The 18529-nt window shown below is 65.4% G+C and carries 16 protein-coding genes; 9 read left to right on the plus strand and 7 right to left on the minus strand.

Annotated features, from left to right (window positions below; all coding sequences use genetic code 11):
• Positions 1 to 87: 87 nt before the first annotated feature.
• Positions 88 to 750: a M24 family metallopeptidase gene (locus ACZ1JC_RS05810; protein WP_465138877.1), complete on the minus strand. Its 663-nt coding sequence runs from the start codon at positions 748 to 750 to the stop codon at positions 88 to 90.
• Positions 751 to 1475: 725 nt separating this feature from the next.
• Between ACZ1JC_RS05810 and ACZ1JC_RS05815 the strand changes: the two genes are divergently transcribed.
• Complete coding sequence (locus tag ACZ1JC_RS05815; RefSeq protein WP_465138876.1) at positions 1476 to 2561, plus strand: sensor histidine kinase; 1086 nt, start codon at positions 1476 to 1478, stop codon at positions 2559 to 2561.
• Here the strand turns inward: ACZ1JC_RS05815 and ACZ1JC_RS05820 are convergent.
• Complete coding sequence (locus tag ACZ1JC_RS05820) at positions 2503 to 3153, minus strand: response regulator (RefSeq protein WP_465138875.1); 651 nt, start codon at positions 3151 to 3153, stop codon at positions 2503 to 2505. The two genes, ACZ1JC_RS05815 and ACZ1JC_RS05820, sit on opposite strands and share 59 nt — an antisense overlap.
• A 125-nt stretch (positions 3154 to 3278) precedes the next feature.
• On the opposite strand from ACZ1JC_RS05820, the gene ACZ1JC_RS05825 reads away from it, so the two are divergent.
• Positions 3279 to 4040 (plus strand): EF-hand domain-containing protein, encoded by a 762-nt coding sequence (locus ACZ1JC_RS05825; protein WP_465138874.1) that lies wholly within the window; start codon positions 3279 to 3281, stop codon positions 4038 to 4040.
• A 234-nt stretch (positions 4041 to 4274) separates the two neighbouring features.
• Here ACZ1JC_RS05825 and ACZ1JC_RS05830 read toward each other — a convergent pair whose 3' ends face one another.
• Together ACZ1JC_RS05830 and ACZ1JC_RS05835 are read right to left on the minus strand one after the other, a co-directional pair.
• Complete coding sequence (locus ACZ1JC_RS05830) at positions 4275 to 5009, minus strand: hypothetical protein (RefSeq protein ID WP_465138873.1); 735 nt, start codon at positions 5007 to 5009, stop codon at positions 4275 to 4277.
• 1 nt (position 5010) lies between these two features.
• On the minus strand, positions 5011 to 5823 hold the full coding sequence (locus tag ACZ1JC_RS05835) for a DUF2092 domain-containing protein (RefSeq protein WP_465138872.1): 813 nt from the start codon (positions 5821 to 5823) through the stop codon (positions 5011 to 5013).
• Positions 5824 to 6090: 267 nt separating this feature from the next.
• Between ACZ1JC_RS05835 and ACZ1JC_RS05840 the strand changes: the two genes are divergently transcribed.
• The 6 genes from ACZ1JC_RS05840 to ACZ1JC_RS05865 all read left to right on the plus strand — a co-directional run bounded on the left by ACZ1JC_RS05840 (position 6091) and on the right by ACZ1JC_RS05865 (position 11874).
• Entirely contained in the window at positions 6091 to 6627 is a 537-nt protein-coding gene (locus tag ACZ1JC_RS05840; RefSeq protein WP_465138871.1) for a DUF4136 domain-containing protein, read from the plus strand.
• Positions 6627 to 7289, plus strand: a complete 663-nt coding sequence (locus ACZ1JC_RS05845; protein ID WP_465138870.1) for a YidH family protein — start codon at positions 6627 to 6629, stop codon at positions 7287 to 7289. The genes ACZ1JC_RS05840 and ACZ1JC_RS05845 overlap by 1 nt, the downstream gene beginning before the upstream one ends.
• Positions 7290 to 7363: 74 nt before the next feature.
• Positions 7364 to 8284, plus strand: coding sequence for a formylglycine-generating enzyme family protein (locus ACZ1JC_RS05850; protein WP_465140284.1), 921 nt, complete (start codon positions 7364 to 7366; stop codon positions 8282 to 8284).
• A complete protein-coding gene (locus tag ACZ1JC_RS05855) occupies positions 8281 to 9372 on the plus strand; it encodes an AI-2E family transporter (RefSeq protein ID WP_465138869.1) in 1092 nt (363 codons plus the stop codon). Before ACZ1JC_RS05850 ends, ACZ1JC_RS05855 begins: the two co-directional genes overlap by 4 nt.
• A gap of 99 nt (positions 9373 to 9471) precedes the next feature.
• A complete protein-coding gene (locus ACZ1JC_RS05860) occupies positions 9472 to 11016 on the plus strand; it encodes an arylsulfatase (protein WP_465138868.1) in 1545 nt (514 codons plus the stop codon).
• A gap of 3 nt (positions 11017 to 11019) precedes the next feature.
• Positions 11020 to 11874, plus strand: a complete 855-nt coding sequence (locus ACZ1JC_RS05865) for an acid phosphatase (protein WP_465138867.1) — start codon at positions 11020 to 11022, stop codon at positions 11872 to 11874.
• 53 nt (positions 11875 to 11927) lie between these two features.
• On the opposite strand, the gene ACZ1JC_RS05870 is transcribed toward ACZ1JC_RS05865, so the two are convergent.
• Genes ACZ1JC_RS05870 through ACZ1JC_RS05880 form a run of 3 tightly spaced genes read right to left on the minus strand, consistent with a single transcriptional unit; the run spans position 11928 to position 16625 of the window.
• On the minus strand, positions 11928 to 14450 hold the full coding sequence (locus ACZ1JC_RS05870) for an Hsp70 family protein (RefSeq protein ID WP_465138866.1): 2523 nt from the start codon (positions 14448 to 14450) through the stop codon (positions 11928 to 11930).
• Between the two features lies 1 nt (position 14451).
• Positions 14452 to 14832, minus strand: coding sequence for a hypothetical protein (locus tag ACZ1JC_RS05875; RefSeq protein WP_465138865.1), 381 nt, complete (start codon positions 14830 to 14832; stop codon positions 14452 to 14454).
• Positions 14829 to 16625 carry a hypothetical protein gene (locus ACZ1JC_RS05880; protein ID WP_465138864.1) on the minus strand — a complete coding sequence of 599 codons (1797 nt, stop codon included), beginning with the start codon at positions 16623 to 16625 and terminating at the stop codon, positions 14829 to 14831. Before ACZ1JC_RS05880 ends, ACZ1JC_RS05875 begins: the two co-directional genes overlap by 4 nt.
• Positions 16626 to 17158: 533 nt before the next feature.
• On the opposite strand from ACZ1JC_RS05880, the gene ACZ1JC_RS05885 reads away from it, so the two are divergent.
• Positions 17159 to 18439 carry a Xaa-Pro dipeptidase gene (locus ACZ1JC_RS05885; protein ID WP_465138863.1) on the plus strand — a complete coding sequence of 427 codons (1281 nt, stop codon included), beginning with the start codon at positions 17159 to 17161 and terminating at the stop codon, positions 18437 to 18439.
• Positions 18440 to 18529: the final 90 nt, after the last annotated feature.

Raw genomic sequence — 18529 nt, forward strand, 5'->3', positions numbered from 1 at the left:
ACCGGCCCTCTCCCCCACCCTGCCACCCGCAGGATACAACCGTTGGGTGGCAGGGTGGGGGAGAGGGCCGGTGCCGCAAAAACGCATTCAGACGAGCAGATCCTCGTGAAACGCGCCGAAAGGCCGCGTGGGATGGCGGATCTGCATTTCCAGAATCCACAGCCCGGTCCCCGGAACGGCATCGAAATCGCCCAAATTGCCGCCCTTGTGCACCGAATGCGGATAGTCGCTAACGCGGTGCCCGCGAATGTCGAGGTTGAGCACCCAGCCCATCGCCTGCGCCTCTTCTGCCGCGCGTTCGTAAAGCGCGCGGCCGGATACCGCGCCGCCGTCCCAGATCGCGCGCACCCGGTCGAACAGCACGCGCACCGCTTCGGCGCAGGCCTGCATCTCCGCATCGGCGCCCACCGTGAACGTCGCGCCGACATCGCCTTCGTGACCCAGGAACACCGGGCCCATGTCGATGAAGAAGATGTCGTCTTCGGCCAGCACGGCATCGCCGGAAGAACGGTCGCTGAAGATCTTCAGCGTATTGCTGCCAAAGCGGATCAGCAGCGGATGCCACGAACGCTCCATCCCCAGATCTTCCAGCACGGCAAGACCCGCGGCCTGCGCCTCACCCTCCGTCATGCCCGGTCGGACTTGCGCGGCGATCGCCTCCAGCGCGCGCCACGACAGGGCCTGCGCCTCGCGCAGCGCCGCGATCGAATAGTGCGGGCCAACGGCTTCGCGGGACTGCGGTGCGGACATGCAGGCTTCTCCGGATCGGGGGACGGACCGCCGTTTGCCGCCGCCATTGGACATCCGTCAAGCCACGGCCGCAAATTTGCGGAAGGCATGTCTTGCGGCGGGATCAAGAGGGTGAATCTTTCTTTAAGCTGAAGATTTTGCAACTACCGGAAACAATTCCGAAAAGAAAAATTCTCCATCCCGTTGCACAGGCATCAATGAATGCCACGCCGTAAGCAGATGTCAGTCAGGCCGCGATTTGCGCGAATCGATTCGCGCAAAAGCATGCAAAGAAATTGTCATGAACGTTTTCTGGCGAAGACTTCGCGTTCAATGGATTAGGCAAGATATCTGATTTAGGCGACAGCAACCTTTTGCATGCTGCGCTGCACAAGCGATCAACATCCCTTTTCAAGGCTAACTCGCGCCTGTGGAACCCCCCGAATCCGCGGGGTTTCATAGCATTTGTTAGTTAACATCGCATTGTTCATAGAAAATGCACCCATGCGATGCTCCGCGATGCAGGATGAATCCGTCAGCACGGCGATAGACTTTGGAGGTATATGCAATATCGGTGGAGTACCTTACTTGAATTTGCTAATAGATGTACTGCCCTAAGCGGGTGCGGATACGAGGCACAACGCATGACGAATGCGAATTTTGGCAGTGAATCCGTCGTAATCGATTTACCCCTCGCCAGGATTTCAAAAGAAAATACCGGACTTGTGGCAGTGGTGCAGCAACTCATGCTCGCACTTCCCATCGATATCTTCACGGTCGGCTGCGATGGCAGGGTGCAAACCGCGAACCTTGCCCGCACCATGCGGTTTCTGGCGGGCCCGGATCACCGAAATTCCATCGTCGGTGCCCCTTTCGAGGCTGCGCTGGACCGCCTTCCGATCGACGAGGCAAGCCGCGCGGAAGTCCGCGATCAATTAACAAGCGTACTCTACGGCGGCGTGCTGTCCGCCACGCGGTCCTATCGCCTGCTGGCGTCCGATCCCGACGTGGTGACGATCCATGCCACCCGCATGTCCGGGCCGATGGGGCAGATGCTCGTCGCGCTGGAGGGAGAGCGGAACGCCGCGGGCCAGCGCTGCTCCCGCCGTGCGCAACAGGCAAAACTGCTCCGCGCGCAGGATGAGGAACGCCGCCGCATCGCGCGCGATCTGCACGATGGCACCTCGCAATATCTGGCGCTGGCGCAAGTCACGCTGGAAACCGTGCGCAAGGCGCATACGTTCGAGACGATCGAACAGGCCTGCGTGGAGATCGAGCGCGCGATCAGCACCGCGCAGCACCAGATGCGCACGCTCAGCTACGTGCTGCATCCGCCCGAGCTGGCGGCCGGCGGCATCGTCGAAGCGCTGGGCGCGTTCCTGAAAGGCTTCGCGCGGCGGACCGGGCTGAACGTGCGGTTCCACAACCTGGCCGGCTATCTTCGCCCCTCGGCCGATTTGGAACTGGCGCTGTACCGCGTGGCGCAGGAGGCGCTGGTCAATGTCGGCAAGCATGCTTTCGCCAGCTCGGTGGAAGTACGCCTGCGCAGTGTGGCCAAGTATCTTGCCCTGGAGGTAGAGGACGACGGGATCGGTATCCCGGCGGACATCGCAGAGGGCCGGATGCGCGAAGCGGTCGGCGTCGGCCTTGCCGGCATGCGCGAAAGGGTGGAGGGGCTTGGCGGGATGTTCTGCGTGGAGCGCCGCCTGAACGGCACGCATATCGGCGCCTATTTCCCGCAGCGCCGTACCGACGATACAGCCAAGAGCCGCGTCACGGCTCAACGATATTGTTCCGAACCGCGTAAAGTACCAGCTCGGCAGTCGTCCTGATCTTCAGCTTGTGCATGCTCGCGGCGCGGTGCGTCTCGACCGTCTTCACGCTGATTTCCAGGATATGCGCGATCTGCTTGTTCAGCTTGCCCTCCGCGATCAGCTGCACGATCTCCCGCTCGCGCGCGGTCAGGGTGATGCCCCGATTGGCCTCATGATCGCTCTCGATGAAGTGTTCCAGTAGCGTTTCCGAGATCGCGCCCGAGAAATAGGGCTTGCGGTTCGCCAGTGCCCGCACCGCGGCCACCAGATGCGTGCCGCTGTCGGACTTCAGCACATAACCCCGCGCGCCGGCGCGCAGCACGTCGATCAGGATGCTTTCGCGGTCGTGCATCGTGTAGATCAGGATCTCGGTGCGCGGCAGCGCGTGCTTGATCGCCCGCGTCAGTTCCAGCCCGTTCATCAGCGGCAGCGAATAGTCCAGGATGGCGATGTCCGGCGTAGTCTCGATCGCCAGATTCAGCGCCTCTCGCCCGTCACCGGCTTCACCGATGACCTGGAAGCCCGCATGCGATTCCAGCAAGGTCCGTACGCCCTGGCGCATGGCCTGGTGATCGTCGGCGATCAGGATCCTGCTAGTGGTTGGCCGCATTTCGAACGTCTTTTCTCATGGTCTGTTTTCAGGTTCGCAAAGCTGGGTTCACCATCATCGTCTCGCCATATTTCCGATCAATCGGGATTTTCCCTAGAGCACCGAACTAACTCCTTGAAATATTGGTGCGGCTGGCAGAAATAAACCCGCATGATGCAGTAATCGGCAAGCAATACCGGTCGCTCTGCCCGAATTCCTGGAATGCATTGCTGCATTCTCCGGTCTCTATTCCGCGATCCTGCCTCAAGATGGCGTATCCCGGATCGGGTCTGCGAAGCATTCGCCCAGATTCGATGCCGTGCCGGCGCCAAAATCCGATCGGCTACCGACTTTCCGCCATCCATCTCAGTAGGAGTCTGGCTGGCCGCCCACCGGTTGCGCGCGCTATTTCCGGGGCGGCCATTCCGGTGAAACTTGGACCAGGGAGACGCATCATGCGCACGGGACCGAAAATTCTTATCGTATCCGCATTCCTGTCGTGCCTTGCAGCGGGCGAAGCGGCCAATGCGCAGGCGGGTGGACAGGCCGGCGCTCAGGCCGGCGCCGACCGCGCCGCGGCGTTTCAGCGCGCGGATCAGAACGGCGATGGACGGATCACCCGCGCCGAATTCGGGGCCGCGCGGGAACAGGAATTCGGGAAAATGGACCGCAACGGAGACGGCGCGCTGACGAAGTCCGACTTTCCGCGCCTGGCCAACAGCCGGCGTTACGGAGCGAAATTCGATAGCCTGTTCCGCTTTGCCGACACCAACCATGACGGCACGATCACCCACGCGGAATTCCGGAACAACGATGATCGGACTTTCAACCTTGCCGACGCCAACCACGATGGCGTGATCGACCGCGCGGAGATCGAGCGGCTGCGGACCGCCCGGCAAAAGTCCTGAAGGAAAGGGCCCATTTTTTCCTGCCGCACCGGCGCTGCGAAATTCGCGCATCGCGAATGTGCAAACCGCCTCTGACATATCGTGCCCTCCCGCTGCGTGGCCCGCCAGTACCCGCACCGGTCATTCGCCTGCGATGCGGGTTCCTGATGCAAGGGCCCGATACGCAGGCAAGTGATCCGGCGAACCCGCCGTCTTCCCCGGGCCCACGGGCGCAGGGAAGACGGCCGATCCGGATCAGCCCGGCGGATTGACGATCAGATAAGTCACGCCGGAAGTCTGGTACTGCGGAAGGTACCAGATGTTGTCGCAGCTGAAGTAGGTGACGCTGCCGCGCACGACCTTCGGGCATCCCGACGGCAGAGTATAGACCGTCGCGCCGACCGCGGTGCTTTGCACAACCACCGTCGTCTGAGGCTGGGAAGCGCTGGCGACTACCGCCGCAGTGGTTCCCGCGACGATGCCGACGGCGGCGGCATCCCAGAAGGGATCGTCGTCCCAGCCCCAACCCCAGCCCCATCCCGGCGGCGGGGGAGGAGGTGGCGGTCCGGGGTGCGGCCCCGGTCCAGGTCCAGGTCCAGGTCCGGGATGAGGTCCTGGGCCCGGTCCCGGTCCCGGTCCGGGTCCTGGGCCCGGATGCGGCCCCGGGTTCGGGCCAGGGCCAGGGCCAGGTCCGGGGCCGGGTCCGGGATGAGGTCCCGGATTAGGCCCGGGCCCGGGGCGCGGGCCGGGGCCTTCGCCACCGCCACCGCCACCGCCACCGCGCGGCACGGCGGGATTGCGGATGCCGCCGCCGCCGCTGCCGGGCGCGTGGAAATTGACGGGCGCGCGGGCATGGAAGCCACCGCCTGCCGCCCCGCCGCGGAATCCCCCACCGCCGAACCGGCGCTGCGCCTCTGCGGGGGTGACGGCGGTGGCGACAAGCGTCAGCGCGGAAACGAGCCCGGCGATCTTCACCATCCTGTCGCGCATCTCACTGCCCTCCCTTGAGGCTGGCCATCTTGATCGCCGTCGACTTGGGATCCGGCGTGAACGTGAAGTCCTTCGCGGTGAACGTCGGGGATGTGTTCCAGGTCAGTTCGGCGCTGTAGGACGGCCGAAGCGGATCGCTGCGATCGGTGATCACGATCTTCAGCGGCAACGGTGCCGAGCCGCGCGCGATCCACACCTGCCAGTCCAGATCCGGGCCGCGATAGATGAACTGATCGGTCTCCTGCCCGTTCACCCGTGCAAACCCCACCCGAACGGCCGAAGTGATGCCGTCCGTCATCGGGCTTTCCGACCAGTAGAACAGGTCCGCCAGCGGCAGCATGATGCCATAGTCCGCGTAGATCTTGTCCACCGTCTGCCGGATCGTCGGCGGGGCCGCCGCCGTTGCGTAGAAGTTCTGGCGCGGCACGTTCACGGTCATCGTCTTGCCGTCGTAGAAATACTCCCGCACCGCGCGGTCGGACTTCAGCTGGATGTAGAAGGCATTGGGCCGCTGGACGCGGTAGGTACCCTCGTACCCCAGATGGACCACCAGATCGGTATCCTCCAGCGCGGCTTCCATCGTTGCATTGCTGCGGACCTCGAAGGTCTTCAGCGTCTTCAGATAGTTGCCCATGCCCGTGAGCGCCTGCAGCGCCACCGGATCCAGCGTGCTGCTTGCGGTCGTGCCCGAGGCCGCAGCAGCAGTGGCGGTCTGAACCGGCGGGGTTTGGGCTGCTAGGGGCCCGGCCGGCACGATCAGGGCCAGCGTCACCGCGACCGCCCCGGCGACGGACCGGTTCTTCAGAAGATGCATCTTGTCTCTCCTGCGGGGAATATCGGCCGGCACGTTCACAGGTTTGGACAAGGCGGCACATCGGGAGAATCCCTTTGATGCCTGGGGAATTGTCTCCGTTCGGGGCGAGGGACAGTGCTGGGGGCCGAGCGTGGATTGACCGCCGCTTCCGCCCTTTTGCGGCCCCATGCGATCCGGGTTGGCAGGTGCGCCTGATCAGGGAGATTCCCGATAGATGATCGCGCTTCGCACCACGATAGTCGAGGCAATTTCAGCAAGGAGGCAGCGATGAAAGCGCGCGCGGTAACCCTGGCCTTTTGCACGATGCTCGCCGCATCCTGCACCACGACGCCACAAGTCAGCTTTGATGCCGATCCGAACGCCAACTTCTCCCACTTCCGGACCTATAGCTGGGCCTATACGATCGCGCCGCAGGGGACCAATCCGCTGCTCACCCAGCGGGTGCGGACTTCGATCGACAACGCGCTGGCGGCACGCGGCTATACCAAGGCCGATCCGGGCGACTTCGCCATCGGCTTCACGCTGGGCGCGCGCAACCGCGTCGAAGTGTCCAGCATGGGCGCCTATGGCCCCTATTTCCGCCCGTGGGGCGGCTGGGGCGGCGGCTTCAACCAGGTGGACGTGCGCAATGTGACGGACGGCACGCTGACGATCGACGTCTACGACACCGCCACCAAGGCGGCCGTCTGGAACGGGCAAGCCACGCAGCAGGTGACCACCGACCAGATCTCGCAAGAGAAGGTGGACGTCGCGGTCAACGCGGTCCTCGCGAAATTCCCGCCGCCCCCCGCAGGAGCGAAGTAATGAGCACCAGTCCCCAGACGAAAACCGACCCGCGCAAGAGCGTGCGACCCGAACGCATCGACCTGCCCGCCGTACCGGATCTGCCCAATGTAGAGAATCTGGAGGCCGAACAGGCTTCCACCCAGTTCTCGCGCTTTCGCAGCAATCTCTCGCGATTCCGCACCGGCCTTTCCGAACATCGTACCGATCTTTCGGAATTCCGCACCGATCTTTCCATGCATCGCACCGACCTGTCGGACCATCGGACCGAGATGTCGATGCGGCGCACCGGAATGTCCTTCCAGCGCACGCGGATGAGCGCGGATCGCACGCTGATGTCGGAAATCCGCACGGCGCTGTCGCTGATCGGCTTCGGCTTCACGATCTATCAGACGTTCAACAAGCTCTATCAGGCCAACGTCATCGCGCAGAGCCAGGCCCCGCGCAATTTCGGCATGGCGCTGATCGTGCTGGGCGTGGTGCTGCTGATAGGCGGCATCATCCGCCATCTGCAGTTCGCCACCGAACTGCGCGCAGAGCGCAAGGCGATGGCCGAGGAAGGCCTGGTCCACGCGGAAAGCGCCTTCCCGGTTTCGGTCACGTTACTCGTCGCGATCTTCCTATGCCTGTTGGGGGTTGCCGCCTTCGCGGGAATCGCCTTCAACTTCTCCGCCATGAACTGACACGGAAGCAATCGATGGAAAGCACCACTGCGACCGCCGTAGCCACTTCTGAAACCGTTATTGCCGAACGCGACATGGTCTGGCTGCCCGGCGGGCGCTTCACCATGGGGTCCAACCAGCACTATCCCGAGGAACGCCCTGAACGCGCGGTGGAGGTGGATGGGTTCTGGATCGATCGCACCCCAGTCACCAATGCCGAGTTCGCCCGCTTCGTGGATGCCACCGGATACCGCACTTTCTCGGAAATCGCACCCGATGCGGCGGACTATCCCGGTGCCTTGCCCGAACTGCTGGTGCCTGCTTCGCTGGTCTTCCAGTCGCCCGGGCACCCCGTCGATGCGCGCGGCCCGGCCAGTCAGTGGTGGGACTTGCGCGCCGGCGCCGACTGGCGCCACCCCACCGGGCCGGACAGTTCGATCGAGGATATTCTCGACCATCCCGTCGTCCATGTCGCCCTTGTCGATGTGGAGGCCTATCTGGCCTGGGCAGGGCTGGACCTGCCGACCGAGGCGGAGTGGGAATATGCCGCCTGGGGCGGCCGCGAAGGGCAGGAATTCGCCTGGGGCACCGAACTCGTGCCCGACGGGGTTCATCACGCCAATGTCTGGCAGGGCCTGTTTCCTTACGCCAACCTGGCGGAAGACGGCTGGGTGCGGACATCGCCGGTGGGGCTCTATCCCGCCAACGGCTTCGGCCTGTTCGACATGATCGGCAACACCTGGGAATGGACGACCGATTGGTGGTCCCAGAATGTGCAGGGCAAAGCGCCCGGACCCAGCTGCTGCACCGTCGCCCGGCAACGCGCGCAGGCGGGCAGCATCGATCCGCAAGACCCCGCCGGCATCGCCCGGCGCGTGCTGAAGGGCGGATCGCACCTCTGCGCCCCGAACTATTGCCGGCGCTACCGCCCGGCCGCGCGGCACCCGCATCCGGTGGATACCTCCACCTCGCACGTGGGCTTTCGCTGCGTGCGCCGACCGCCCAAGGGGTCATGACCGGCGACGAAAACGGGCAAGGCGTCAGGATGCGGATCGATACCCGCCAGATCGTCCTGACACTGCTGATCCTGGCGCTGGCGTTGTGGGTGGCATTTTCGTTCCTGACCCCGCTCACCTGGGCGGCGGTGCTGGCCATCGCGGAATGGCCGCTCTACTGCCGCGCCGTGGCGCGGTTTCCGAACCGTCCGATCACGCTGGCGATCCTCTTCGCGCTGGGCACCGGGCTGTTCATCCTGGTGCCGCTGTCGCTGGCCGCCGCCGCGCTGGTGCAAGAAAGCCGGGCGGCGATCGACTGGTTCACGCGCGTGCAGCAGACCGGCATCGCCATGCCGCCGTGGCTGCCCGAACTGCCGCTGTTCGGCCGCCGCGCGGCGGGCTTCTGGCAAGATCATTTCGCCCGGCCGCGTTTGGCGGATGACCTGATGCATATCCTCAACACCAGTTCGCTGCTCAGTTGGACGCAGGCGATCGGCCTTGAAATCGTGCGCCGGTCGGCAACCGTGGTGATCACCGCCGTCGCGCTTGCCGGGCTGCTCTGGCACGGACACGCTTTGGCCAAACAGGGCCGCATGATCGCGGTGCGCATGTTCGGCAGCTTCGGCGGCGATTTCCTGTCCCGGCTGGCGGAAGCGACCCGCGCGACCGTTACCGGCACGATCCTGGTCTCGTTCATCGAAGGCGCGATCATCGGTGTGGGCTATGCGGTGACGGGGGTTCCCCAGCCGACCCTGTTCGCCACGTTCACGATCATGCTGGCGCTCATCCCGTTCGGCGCATGGGCCGCGTTCGGGCTGGCCAGCCTGATCCTGATCGCCTCAGGATCGACGCTGGACGGCGTGCTGCTGTTTGCGCTGGGCGCCGCGGTCATGACCATCGGCGACAATTTCGTGCAGCCTGTGGTGGTGGGCAGAGCGGTGAAGCTGCCTTTCCTGCTGGCGATGATCGGGGCGTTCGGCGGCCTTGCGCAGATGGGTCTCGTCGGCCTGTTCGTGGGGCCTGTGGTGATGGCGGCGCTGCTGCTGATCTGGCGGCAGTGGCTGCTGCCGGCGCCGCCCGCTCAGTCCATTCCTGACGACCAGCCGTGACCATGCGGAATTTGTCCAGGTCGGCCTAGGGGAATCCCCGATAGATAATCCGGATCGGAACTTCGACCATGCAAGGGAACTTATGGGAAGGACTCTACCATGCCGAATGGAAAGCCGAACATCCTGGTCATCTGGGGTGACGATATCGGGATCAGCAATCTCAGCTGCTATACTGACGGCCTGATGGGCTATAAAACGCCGAACATCGATCGCCTTGCCAAGGAAGGCATGAAGTTCACCGACAGCTATGGCGAACAGAGCTGTACGGCAGGCCGGTCCTCCTTCATCACCGGGCAGAGCGTGCTGCGCACCGGGCTTTCGAAAGTGGGCATTCCCGCCGCGCCGATCGGCATGAGCGAGAAGATCGTCACCATCGCCGCGCTGCTGAAGGAACAGGGCTATGCCACCGGCCAGTTCGGCAAGAACCACCTGGGCGACCTGAACCACATGCTGCCCACCAACCACGGGTTCGACGAATTCTTCGGCAACCTCTACCACCTCAATGCCGAGGAAGAGCCGGAAATGGCCAACTATCCGACCCATGAGCCGGATATGCCGAACTTCAAGGACCGTTTCGGGCCGCGCGGCGTGATCCACAGCTGGGCGACGGACACCGACGACACCACCGAAATGCCGCGCTGGGGCAAGGTGGGGAAGCAGAAGATCGAGGATACCGGCCCGCTCACCAAGGAACGCATGGAAACCTGCGACGACGAGTTCGTCGCGGCGGCGCTGGCTTTCATGAAAAAGCAGGAGGCCGAAGGCAAGCCCTGGTTCGTGTGGATCAACACCACGCACATGCATATGTTCACGCACACGAAGAAGGAAAGCCTGGGCCAGGCCGGCCGCTGGCAGTCGCCCTATCACGACACCATGATCGATCATGACAAGAACGTGGGCGAGGTGCTCGACGCGCTCGACGAAATGGGCATCGCAGACGACACCTTCGTCATGTATTCCACCGACAACGGCCCGCACCGCAATTCCTGGCCCGATGGCGGCATGACCCCGTTCCGCAGCGAAAAGAACACCAACTGGGAAGGCGCCTTCCGCATTCCGCTCATCATCCGCTGGCCGGGCAAGGTAGAGCCGGGATCAGTGTCGAACGGCATCGTCCAGCACCACGACTGGTTGCCGACGTTCCTGGAAATGGCCGGTGAGCCAGACATCGTCGAGAAGGTCAAAAAGGGCTACCCGGCGATCGGGCGGACCTACAAGAACCACATCGACGGCATAAGCCTGCTAGGCCATATCACCGGCAAGGAAGAAAAGAGCCCGCGCAACTTCTTCTTCTACATCAGCGACGATGGCGACATCCTGGCCATGCGCTACGACAACTGGAAGCTCGTCTTCCTGGAACAGCGCTGCAAGGGCACCATGCAGGTCTGGGCGGAACCGTTCACGCGGCTACGCTTGCCCAAGCTGTTCAATCTGCGAACGGACCCTTACGAGTTCGCCGATATCACGTCGAATACCTACTACGACTGGTTCCTGTACAACGCCTACTTCATCTACGCCGCGCAAACCGGCGCGGCGATGTTCGCGGAGACGTTCAAGGACTTCCCGCCGATCCAGCATCCCAACAGCTTCACCATCGACGACGCGATCGCCAAGATGGGCGACGCCGCTGCCGGTTCGAGCTGACGGATGCGGCTCGGTAAACCGGCCCTGCCGGTTGCGCTGGGCGCCGTCGCGGTCTTCATGATCGCGGCGGCGCCCGGGGCCGCCGATCAGCCCGCGACAGGAACGGCGCCCACGCTAACGCCGTCCATTGCCGCCAAGCTGCCGGCAAACATGCCCAAGGGCTATCTGCCGCCCGATCAGTTGCCCGACAGCCTTGCCCTGCTGCCCCCGCCGCCCCCGGCAGGGTCGGCCGCCTTCGCGCGGGATGAGGAGGTCAGCAAGGCCAGTGCCCGCGATCCGGGCTCTCCCCGCTTCGTTCAGGCGGCCAGCGATGCCGATCTGAAGCCCGCCCATGCCCTGCAGACCTTCGCCTGCGCGGCCGGCGTCACGCCCGACCCGAAGCGGACGCCGGTGCTCTACCGGCTGCTGGGCAAGGCGATGATCGATATCGGCCTTTCGACCTACAAGGCGAAGACGCATTACCAGCGCGTCCGCCCCTTCGTCGCGCACGGGAACGGCACATGCCTGCCGGCGGACGAGGCAGCGCTGCGGCAGGATGGGTCCTATCCCTCCGGCCATAGCGCTTTGGGCTGGGGCTGGGCGCTGATCCTTGTCGAGCTGGTCCCCGATCGGACCGACGCGATCCTCCAGCGCGGGCGCGATTTCGGGGAAAGCCGGTTGGTCTGCAACGCGCACTGGGCCAGCGACGTCGATGCCGGGCGCGTGGTCGCGGCGGCAGCAGTGGCACGGCTCCATGCGGATCCGACCTTCCGGGCCGACCTTGCGGCAGCGCGGACCGAACTGACGGGCAACGCCCTTCCCGCCCCGCCGCCAACAGAGACCTGCGCAGCGGAAGCCGCCTCGCTCGCCATGCAATGACCGCGCCGGGCAGGTCCGCCTGCCCTGCTATCGGCCCCTGCTCTCGGCCCCGGCTAGCGGCGCAAACCGGCCAGCGCCGAAACGTCACCGCCTTCCACGCGGGCCGGCAGCAGGCCGTAAAGCTCGCCGATCACCTGACGCAGGGCCTGCAGGTCGTTCGCCGCCAGTGCCGCCTCTCCGCGGCGGGCGGTGAGGTCGAAGCGCACGGCATCCACCGCCGCGCGGCGTTGTCCGCAGAGCCAGTGGAACTGGCCGACCAGGAACTCGGGCTGCGCCACCAGCGCGCGGCCGCGCACCGTTTCGATCGCCTCAATCGCGCGCCGCGCGATCTGGAAGCGGGCATCGGCAATCGCCCGCAGCGCGGTTTCCCGATGGCTGGCCACTTCCGAAATATCCCCCGGAGAGAGGATCGCGGAAAGGTTTCGCACCTGTCGTTCCGCCGCCTCCAGTTCATGGCGCAGCACCGCGGCGCGCAGTTCCGGGCGATGCAGCAGGCGCGAAAGGTTCTGCCCGATCAGCCGCGCCTCTTCCGCGATCGAGCGGAAACCGTCGGCATCGGCGGTGATCTCCAGCCGGTCGAACTGTTCGCCGATGCGGGCATAGAGGTCGCTCAGTTCGCCCGGCGCATGGCGCGTCAGCACATCGCGCGCCTGATCGATCCGCATGTGGACGCCGGCCATCGCCTCGGTCGCATAGGCGCGGCCACCCGTGGCGAAATCGATGCGGGCCAGATCCTCGATATAGAAGCTGTGATCGCGCAAGTGCAGCCCGTGGTCGGGCAATTCGATGGAGCAGCGGATCAACTGGCTGTCATCCACCGACCAGTGCAGCACCACTTGCTCGCCGGGGGCCAGCGGGCGGCTATAGGCAGGCAAATCCTCTCCGGAAAGGCGGAACGCGCCCACCAGCAGGTTCGCCTCCGGCTCCGGCACGCCCTCTGCCTGTTCGAACAGTTCGACGTCGATCCATTCGGCCGTGCCCGGATCGATCTTGCGCGCGGCGCGCAGGACTTTGGTGCCCTGGCGCGGCAGCGTCTCGCCCTTGGTCACCAGCGGTTCCAGCACGTTGATCGTGCGCACGCCGTCGCTGTCCTCCACTTTCACGGCGATGGTGCTGGTGCAGGGTGCACCGGCGGCCACGGCGACCACGCGGGTGATCGTCAGCTCGCGGCAGGCATCTTCCACCGGCCGACCAGCCGCGTCGGTCACGGTCATCCGCACGCGGGTTTCGCCTTCGCCCAACTGGACCGAGAAGACCGGGCTCTCGCTCACCAGCCGCTCGCCATAGTCGCGCCCGTCGCTGGCCAGTGCGGAGACGCGCAGGCCCTCCGCCCCATCGGCCCGCGCCGTGACGCGAATGCGGCCGCGATCGCGCAAAGTGCGCGCTTCGTAGTCGTAGGATACCGCCGCGCCCGCCGCTTCCTGCAGGCGCCCCTGCTTTCCGCCGGAGCCACTGCCCGCTCCGTCCGCGCCGGACCAGTCGCGCCCTTCGGCATAGATCGCCGCGCCGCGCGCCACGGCCGTCATCGGATCGATTTCCAGATCGGCGGCAATGCCCAGCCCGGCCGGAACCAGTCGGCGCACGATCGGCATGCGCGAAGGCCCGCCGATCAGCACCACCCGGTCGATGTCCGAAGGCGCATAGCCATTGTCCGCCACGACCTTGCGGCAAAGCTCGACCGATCGCTCAATCCGCTCGGCCACCAGCGCTTCCAGTTCGGCGCGCGAGATCACGATCTCCAGATAGATCGGCCGCCCCTCAAGGTCGTTGGTACGCGCGTCATGGTCGGAAACGAAGATGATCGCCTGCTCGGCAAACGACAGTTCGATCTTGGCGAGTTCGGCATTGGCCGTCGCCAGCGCCAGCAGGCGGCGAAATTCGGGGCGGCGGTGAAAGTCTTCCGGCAGCGTGAAATTGGCGAGCAGCCAAGGGCGCACCACGCGGTCGACCAGCGTGCGGTCGAAATCGCTGCCGCCCAGCATGTTGATGCCCTCATGCGCCTCGATGGAGACCGAACCCTCCACCGCGCGCACCAGCGCCACGTCGAACGTGCCGCCGCCCAGATCGTAGATCAGGAACAGCCCGCTGCGCGTACCCGGCCGCTCCAGACAGGCGAGCGCGGCGGCGATCGGTTCCTGCAACAGCCCCACCCGATCGAGCCCGGCGGCCCGCGCGGCGCGGATCGTCGCTTCGGACTGCATCTGGTTGAACGCCGCCGGCACGGCGATCACGGTGCCCTCCACCGCCGCATCGCCCACCCGCATCCGCGCCTGCTTCACCAACTGGCGCAGCACTTCGGCGCTGGCATCCTCGGGCGTGATGGTTTCGTCCTCGGTGCCGAACGGCAGCGCGGTATCGGTGCCCAAGAGCCGCTTGAAGCGCGCGGCGATCCCTTGCGGAGAGACCTGAAGCTGATCGTAGGCGCGCTTGCCCACATAGCGGCTGCCGGTGCGGTCGCGCATCACCACCGAAGGCAGCACATCCTCCCCGCTGACGGACTTGAACAGCGTCAGCCGCCCCTCCTGATGGCCGACGATGGCCGAATTGGACGTGCCGAGATCGATTCCCAGATACATGTCAGGCTTTCCTCAGGAGTATCCGGCCGGGCAGCACGACATCGGTCCCGCACAGGACGGTAGGTTCGACGGTGCGGTCCACGGCCACGTTTTCGCAGCCTTCCACTTCGTCGGGATTGATCGGATTGGCCGGGATCTGGGCGCCCCAGTCCTGGCCGTCGAACGTGACCAGCCGCAAGTCGCCCTGCGCCAGCAGCGTATCCAGCCGGCGCGCGGCAAAGCGCAGCATGGCCTGCCCGGCCTGGGTGCGGGAGGGCGGGGCCTGAGCAAGCTCCCCCGCCAGCGCATCGGCCAGCTTCCAGGCCAGGCTGGCCACTTCGGCCAGCGTGCGGCGGCTGTCGTCGGCGGCCTGAGCCGGCATTTCGGCGGACAAGTCGGTCATGGCTTGGCTCCCTGCATGGCAGCGCCCGTGGCCCCTGAATATGTCGGGCCCGAGTATGTTGGCGGGGATGGCGGTGCGCCATTGGCTGGCGGGTAGCCGCCATAGCCTCTGCCCCATGTCGGCCGAGGCCGCGGCTCTTCCCATTCGCGGCGCATCCCTTGCGCCCGCTGGGCGTCGTTCGCGGCGCGGATGCGCTCTGCTTCGGCATTCGACTGGCGGATTTCCTCCCGCATGCGGGCCAGTTCCTGCGCCCGCGCGCTGGCCTGCGCCTCGGCAGCGGATGGCGACGTCTCTCGCGCCGGTTCGCGCGCCGAAGCGCCTGATGAAAGGGCCGATGACTGGGCCGACGAAGATTGCGCCGACGGTTCCCGGTGCCGGGGCGCATCATGGTGCCCGCCGCAGCGCATCAGCAGCAGGACGATGCTGGAAATGCCCAGAGCCCATCCGGCAAACCCGGCGTTCAGCTGGTTCAGATCGCGTTTCAGCTGGTCGCGGACCGTCTCGGGCGGGTCTTCGTCCAGCAACCATCTGAACAGGATCCTCGCGCACTGGCGGTCGCGCGTTTTATTATACGTCGCGATGATGATCGCACGGGCCAACTGGAAAGGGGCCACCCGCTTGCCTTCGGCGGCTTCCAGTGTGGCTTCGAAGCATTCGATAAGCTCGGCAGCCAGGCCCTTGGCCTTCGGGCCCATGCGGCCGCTCTTCACCTGAGCAACGAAACGGCTGCGCTGCTTGGCAATGCGATCGCCCAACTCGGTCAGGCGCTGGACCGCGACGTTGCCCAACAGCACCGGCATCTGCTGCTCCAGCCGCTTGCGCTGCTGCGGCAGGTGGGCGAAGGCATCCAGCAGCGCCTCCGCCAGCCGCAGCGCGACGCCATGCTGGTCATGCGTATTGGCGATCTTGACCGTCAGCCCCAGCAGCGAATCGAAGATCCGCGCGGATTCCCCATCGTCCAGCGCGCGCGCCGCTTCCATCACCTGGATCGGCCGGCGATAAGCGGACCACTGGTTGAGCGCGGCGATCAGGCTGTTGATCTGCATCGCATTGGCGGGATCGGCATCGATCAGCGCCACGCTGGTCTGGATGCGCATCTCCAGCCGCCCCAGCGGTTCCTGGATCGCGGCGGCGTAAGCGGTTTGCAAGGCTTCGAGAAACGCGGCCAGCGTCGATCCCGGCCTGGCGGAACGATGCACGGTGCCGGTCAGGCGCGCGCGGCCTTCGGGAGAGGCGGCGATCAGCGGGCCCAGCCGCGCCGCCGCATCGCCCAGCCGCCCGGCCACGGCCCGCTCCCACTGGTCCACGTCGATCGGGCGATAGCCGCCGCGCCCGCGCGCCTCGTCCAGCAGGTTCAGCGTGGTTTCCGGCTGCCACCGGGCGATGATCTCGATCAGGTCGAACGCCGGCTGCACGTCTATAGCGCGCAAGTCCGCCCCGGCTTCGGCCAGGTTGATCGCGGCCAGTCCCGCCGTCCGGCCGGACAAGTGCAGCAGCGCCGCCGCATCGCCGCGCGCGATGGCGGCAATCGCGGCCTGCTGCTGGTCCGGCGTGCATTCGGGCAGCCAGCCGATTTCCTGCCCCAGCCGGTCCCGCGCCGAAAACAGGCTGGCCCGTGCCGCCTGCAACGCGGCCTCATCCTGCCCTTCCTCGAAAGCCAGATCGTCCACCCGCTGCGAGACGCGGTCCTGACTGGCATCCAGTGGCAGCCCCAACACGGCAAAGGCATTGCCCGAAAGCGGCCGGAACGCGGCGTCTACCGGTGCGGCCGGAATAGGCGCCGAACTCGACAAAGGAGCAGGCCGCCGTTCCGAGACGCCAGCCGCTTGCGAAGTCTTTCCCGCAATCGGCCCAGCAATCGCCCCCGCAATTGGCTGCGAAGCCGCCGGGGAAACCGATGGCACTCCAACCGTTCCAGGCAATCGCTTGCCAAATGTACGCATCCCCACTTGCCCACCGCCAAATTCCGCCACCGAGAGTATGCGCAACAATTGGTAAATAAGGGCTTTCATCGTGAGCAATAGCGGAGAACGCGGTTGGACCGATCACTTGTGTACACAGACAGGCGATCTGCAAACGATTGACGGCATCCGGTAGAATTACTGGCCACATCTTGGGAACAACTGTGACAGCATCTTGCTCTCGAAAGTCCCGATCTCCGCTCTCCGCCCTACCCCTAGCACCAGCCCGGCACCGCGGTCAGGCGGGGCTCTTGCCGGGCCCTGCCGGTCTGTGCTCTATCGGCAGCGGGGGTATTGTTTCGGGGCGCAAGTCGCGCGCGCCGTGCGCTTCCATCCTTTGTGTTTTTCCCATTCTTCGGAGAACGATGATGCGCTTGCGTTTGTCTGTGGCTGCCCTGCTGGCCTCGGTTGCGATGTCCACGGCGGTTCATGCAGAGACCGTGGTGCTGACCGCCGCGCGCATGGTGGACGTGCTGGCCGGCAAGTCGGTCGACAAGCCGCAAGTGGTCGTCACCGATGGCCGCATCGTCAGCGTCGGCCGTCAGGGCGATGCCGTTCCGCAGGATGCCAAGCGCATCGATCTGGGCGATCGCACGCTGGTGCCGGGCCTGATCGACATGCACGTCCACCTGACCTCGGACCCGACGATTTCGGGCTATAACGGCCTTGAATATACCGACAATTTCTGGACGGTCGTAGGCGTCGCCAATGCCAAGCGCACGCTGGACGCCGGCTTCACCACCGTGCGCAATGTCGGCTCGTCCAACTATGACGACGTCGCGCTGAAGCAGGGCATCGAAAAGGGCTATGTCCCCGGCCCGCGCATCGTGCCCGCCACTTACGCGCTGGGCGTGACCGGCGGCCACTGCGACAGCACCGAATTCCCGCCCTCGGTGCAGGTGCCCTCCCCCCAGATCGCCAACACGCCCGACGGTTTCCGCGCCGCCGTGCGCCGCAACCGCAAGTATGGCGCCGAAGTCATCAAGGTCTGCATGACCGGCGGCGTGCTGTCGAAGACGGACTCGGTGGGCGCGCAGCAGCTGAGCTATGAAGAGATCAAGGCGATCGTGGATGAGGCGCACATGCTGGGCATGCGCGTGGCCGTCCACGCCCACGGCACCGAAGGCATCAACACCGCCCTGCGCGCCGGGGTGGACACCATCGAACACGCCAGCCTGGCGGACGAAACCAGCTTCAAGCTGGCCAAGGACCACGGCGCCTGGTTCGATATGGACATCTATGACGATGACTACATCCTGGCCGAAGGCGCGAAGAACGGCGTCTTCGCCGAAAGCCTCGCCAAGGAAAAGGCGATCGGCCTGAAGCAGCGCCAGACCTTCCGCGCCGCCCACGCGGCCGGGGTGAAGATGCTGTTCGGCACCGACGGCGGCGTCTATCCCAATGGCGACAACGCCCTGCAGTTCGCCAAGATGGTGGAATGGGGCATGACGCCGATGGAGGCGATCCAGGCCGCCACCCGCAACGCGGCAGAGGCGCTGGACCGCACCGCCGACCTCGGCGCCATCGCCCCCGGCCGTTATGGCGATATCATCGCGGTGGACGGCGATCCCCTGCAGGACGTGCGCCTGCTGCAGCACGTGGCTTTCGTGATGAAGGCCGGCAAAGTGGAAAAACCCGCCTCCTGACCGGTGCATCCAGTCGTGACGAAGGGGCCAACGGCGAACGGGAGCCCCTTTCGTCACGGGACTGTCAACAAGCACCAGTTTCCCCTATGA

This window comes from Sphingomonas sp. BL-S-28, assembly GCF_055521515.1.

What these genes read in the sequence shown, in the direction of transcription:
- ACZ1JC_RS05810 (WP_465138877.1), bottom strand. Translation starts at nt 750, where the DNA reads ATGTCCGCACCGCAGTCCCGCGAAGCCGTTGGCCCGCACTATTCGATC.
- ACZ1JC_RS05815 (WP_465138876.1), top strand. Translation starts at nt 1,476, where the DNA reads ATGCTCGCACTTCCCATCGATATCTTCACGGTCGGCTGCGATGGCAGG.
- ACZ1JC_RS05820 (WP_465138875.1), bottom strand. Translation starts at nt 3,153, where the DNA reads ATGCGGCCAACCACTAGCAGGATCCTGATCGCCGACGATCACCAGGCC.
- ACZ1JC_RS05830 (WP_465138873.1), bottom strand. Translation starts at nt 5,009, where the DNA reads ATGCGCGACAGGATGGTGAAGATCGCCGGGCTCGTTTCCGCGCTGACG.
- ACZ1JC_RS05835 (WP_465138872.1), bottom strand. Translation starts at nt 5,823, where the DNA reads ATGCATCTTCTGAAGAACCGGTCCGTCGCCGGGGCGGTCGCGGTGACG.
- ACZ1JC_RS05840 (WP_465138871.1), top strand. Translation starts at nt 6,091, where the DNA reads ATGAAAGCGCGCGCGGTAACCCTGGCCTTTTGCACGATGCTCGCCGCA.
- ACZ1JC_RS05845 (WP_465138870.1), top strand. Translation starts at nt 6,627, where the DNA reads ATGAGCACCAGTCCCCAGACGAAAACCGACCCGCGCAAGAGCGTGCGA.
- ACZ1JC_RS05850 (WP_465140284.1), top strand. Translation starts at nt 7,364, where the DNA reads ATGGTCTGGCTGCCCGGCGGGCGCTTCACCATGGGGTCCAACCAGCAC.
- ACZ1JC_RS05855 (WP_465138869.1), top strand. Translation starts at nt 8,281, where the DNA reads ATGACCGGCGACGAAAACGGGCAAGGCGTCAGGATGCGGATCGATACC.
- ACZ1JC_RS05860 (WP_465138868.1), top strand. Translation starts at nt 9,472, where the DNA reads ATGCCGAATGGAAAGCCGAACATCCTGGTCATCTGGGGTGACGATATC.
- ACZ1JC_RS05865 (WP_465138867.1), top strand. Translation starts at nt 11,020, where the DNA reads ATGCGGCTCGGTAAACCGGCCCTGCCGGTTGCGCTGGGCGCCGTCGCG.
- ACZ1JC_RS05870 (WP_465138866.1), bottom strand. Translation starts at nt 14,450, where the DNA reads ATGTATCTGGGAATCGATCTCGGCACGTCCAATTCGGCCATCGTCGGC.
- ACZ1JC_RS05875 (WP_465138865.1), bottom strand. Translation starts at nt 14,832, where the DNA reads ATGACCGACTTGTCCGCCGAAATGCCGGCTCAGGCCGCCGACGACAGC.
- ACZ1JC_RS05885 (WP_465138863.1), top strand. Translation starts at nt 17,159, where the DNA reads ATGATGCGCTTGCGTTTGTCTGTGGCTGCCCTGCTGGCCTCGGTTGCG.